Origin of the sequence: Azospirillum sp. B506, assembly GCF_000333595.1 — a bacterium.
GTDB lineage: Bacteria > Pseudomonadota > Alphaproteobacteria > Azospirillales > Azospirillaceae > Azospirillum.
The window spans coordinates 1-2194 of the sequence record NZ_BADK01001035.1 but is presented as its reverse complement, the minus strand read 5'-3'; the positions used below and the strand labels follow the sequence as shown (position 1 = coordinate 2194).

Annotated in this window: 2 protein-coding genes; one reads left to right on the top strand and one right to left on the bottom strand. The window is 70.1% G+C overall.

Translation table 11 applies throughout. The features are described 5' to 3' along the window. The coding region (locus I71_RS31760; protein ID WP_280109934.1) for a carbonic anhydrase at positions 1–452 on the bottom strand (452 nt) is incomplete at its 3' end. A gap of 428 nt (positions 453–880) precedes the next feature. Here I71_RS31760 and I71_RS31755 point away from each other — a divergent pair. Further along, a partial coding sequence (locus tag I71_RS31755) for a Clp protease N-terminal domain-containing protein (RefSeq protein ID WP_042703731.1) occupies positions 881–2194 on the top strand: 1314 nt, incomplete at its 3' end.

The following is a 2194-nucleotide window of genomic DNA, read 5'->3' as shown; positions in this document are numbered from 1 at the left end:
ACGCCGGCTTTCAGCGCGTTCACCAGTCCCGGCAGATGGCCGGGAAGCTGCGTCCCGTCCTGGATCGCCTTGATGGTGGCGCCGATGGCGCCGCAGCCGGTGTGGCCGAGCACCAGGATCAGCGGAACGTTCAGCGCCTTGACGCCATATTCCAGGCTGGCGAGCCCGTCGTCGTTGACGAAATTGCCGGCCACGCGGACGATGAACAGCTCGCCCGGCCCCTGATCGAACAGGATTTCGGGAGCGACCCGGGAATCGGCGCAGCTGACGATGCTGGCGAAGGGGAACTGTGCCGCCGCCCGCGCCGCCCGGCCGACCGAATAGTCCCGGTTGCGCGAGGTGTTGGCGACATAGCGCGCGTTGCCGGCGGTCAGTTTCCGCAAGGCCTTGTCAGGCGACAGCGGCGATGGCGCCGCCGCCTTCTCCTTTGCCGCGACAGCTGCGGGTGTCATCGCCAGGGCACCGGCCGTTCCGGCAAGCGCGGCACCGGTCTTCAGCAAATGCCGGCGCGACAGTCCAAGGCCCGCCGTTTCGCACAACAGACACATAGCTAACCCTCCGCTTTGGGATCACCGGTCGGTGCGGACGCTCGGCAGCACCGGTTTAGTCCGGCGGCCTGTCCACGCCCATCAGTGTTGGCATGGCGCCGGACTCTGCGGTCGTCCAAAAACTGCAGGCATCGGACGCAGGCGCGCTTGTCACAGCCCGGCTCGCGCCGGTCGGAGCGGAGACTGCGGGGTTGGACTGTCCCCCTCTTGATCGCCGCAAATCCGTTAACCATTTACCCATCAGGCACCGGGCGGTCGCGCATTTTGCGGACCGCGGAGGCGCCGTTCCGCGCCGGATGGCTGGGCGGAAGACCATGGAAACGGAGTGCCGGATGGACTTCGGTCAATTCACCGATCGTGCGCGCGGCGTCATTCAGGCCGCACAGATCGCCGCCCTTGCCGAGCGGCATCAACAGCTTCTCCCCGAACATCTGCTGAAGGCCCTGATCGACGAGGGCAGCGGCGTGGCGGCGCGTCTGGTGCGCGACACCGGCGGCGACCCCGACCTGCTGAAATCCGCGACCGAGGAACAGCTCGCCCGCGCTCCCGTCCAGGCCGGTGCCGGGGAGGGACCGCAGCCGCTCTACATGTCGCCGGCGCTGGCCGCCGTGCTTCAGGGCGCCGTCGCCTCGGCGCGGACCGGTGGCGACCGCTTCGTCACCGCCGAACGGCTGCTGGAGAGCCTTGCCCGCCAGAGCGGTCCGCTGCGCGCCCTGTTCCGCCGTGCCGGCGTCGATGCCGACGCGCTGGCCGCCGCCGCCGATGCCCAGCGCAAGGACCATCCCGCCGACGCCGAGACCGAGACGACGTCCGGCGAGGCGCTGGCCCGCTACACTCGCGACCTGACGGAAGAGGCGCGGCAGGGCCGGCTCGACCCGGTCATCGGCCGTGACGACGAGATCCGTCGCACCATCCAGGTGCTGGCCCGCCGTACCAAGAACAACCCCGTCCTGATCGGCGATCCCGGTGTCGGCAAGACCGCCGTCGTCGAGGGGCTGGCCCAGCGTCTGGCCTCCGGCGACGTGCCGGAAGGGCTGAAGGACCGGCGCGTCCTGGCGCTCGACCTCACCGCGCTGCTTGCCGGCGCCAAGTTCCGCGGCGAGTTCGAGGAGCGGCTGAAGTCGGTGCTGAGCGAGGTGCAGGAAGCGAACGGCCGCATCATCCTGTTCATCGACGAGCTGCACACGCTGATCGGCGCCGGCCGCACCGACGGGGCGATGGACGCTGCCAACATGCTGAAGCCCGCCCTGGCTAGAGGCGAGCTGCGCTGCGTCGGCGCCACCACGCCGGACGAGTACCGCAAATACATCGAGAAGGACGCCGCGCTGGCCCGCCGCTTCCAGCCGGTGACGGTGGACGAGCCGTCGGCCGACGACGCGGTGTCGATCCTGCGCGGCATCAAGGGCAAGTACGAGGTGCATCACGGCGTGCGCATCGCCGACGCGGCGGTGGTCGCGGCGGTGAACCTGTCGGCGCGCTACATCGGCGACCGCCGGCTGCCCGACAAGGCCATCGACCTCGTCGACGAGGCGGCGAGCCGCCTGCGCATGGCGATTGACAGCAAGCCGGAGGCGCTCGACGCCGTCGATCGCCGCGTCGCCCAGCTGAAGATCGAGCGCGAGGCGCGAAGGCCGAGCCGGACGCCG